This is a genomic window from Benzoatithermus flavus (genome assembly GCF_037908215.1).
In the GTDB taxonomy this organism is placed as follows: Bacteria; Pseudomonadota; Alphaproteobacteria; order Geminicoccales; family Geminicoccaceae; genus Benzoatithermus; species Benzoatithermus flavus.
On sequence record NZ_JBBLZC010000113.1, the window covers coordinates 1 to 579 of the forward strand.

At 57.5% G+C, this 579-nt stretch carries 1 protein-coding gene; it reads left to right on the forward strand.

Features of this window, described 5'->3' with window-relative positions:
* On the forward strand, positions 1 to 536 hold a 536-nt coding region (locus U1T56_RS24365; protein WP_418162067.1), incomplete at its 5' end, for a YrrS family protein.
* Positions 537 to 579 lie beyond the last annotated feature (43 nt).

Genomic DNA, 579 nt, shown 5'->3' on the forward strand with positions numbered 1-579 from the left:
TTCTCATTGTCGGTTGGAACATATTGTTCGGCGGCGAGCCGAGCCATAAAGCGGCGGATGCTGAGGCGAAGCCGGCTGCGGGGGCGGATGGGGCGAAGCGGGTCGAAATCGAAACGGGAGAACCGACCGCGCCGTCTGAAACGGAGGAAGTTGCTTCCGGGGACGAGTCCGAACCGGCTGAAGAGGAAGCCGAACAAGACGTGACGGCAACGCCGGGGCCGCCGGGGTCGAATATTGAAAAAGAAATCGTCAACCCGGCATGGCAGCCGGTCGGCACGACGCAATCAGAGCCGCATGAAACGGTGTTTAAAAAAGATTCGGTGGACTGGAAGGAAATGCTCGATGCGGTCAGCTATGCGACCGGCATCGCGCCGGACGATATGATCGTTTGGTTCATCGGCAACAATGGGCCGAACAAAGCGGTGGCGACGATTTCAACGAGAGACCAGACCGCCCATTACCGAGTGTATATTGAATGGGTGACGAATGAAGGATGGAAGCCGACGAAAGTGCAAAAGCTGCGGGAAAAACCGTAGCGATTTTTGAAGGGGAACAGGTGCCCGCTTAGAAGGGGCGCCT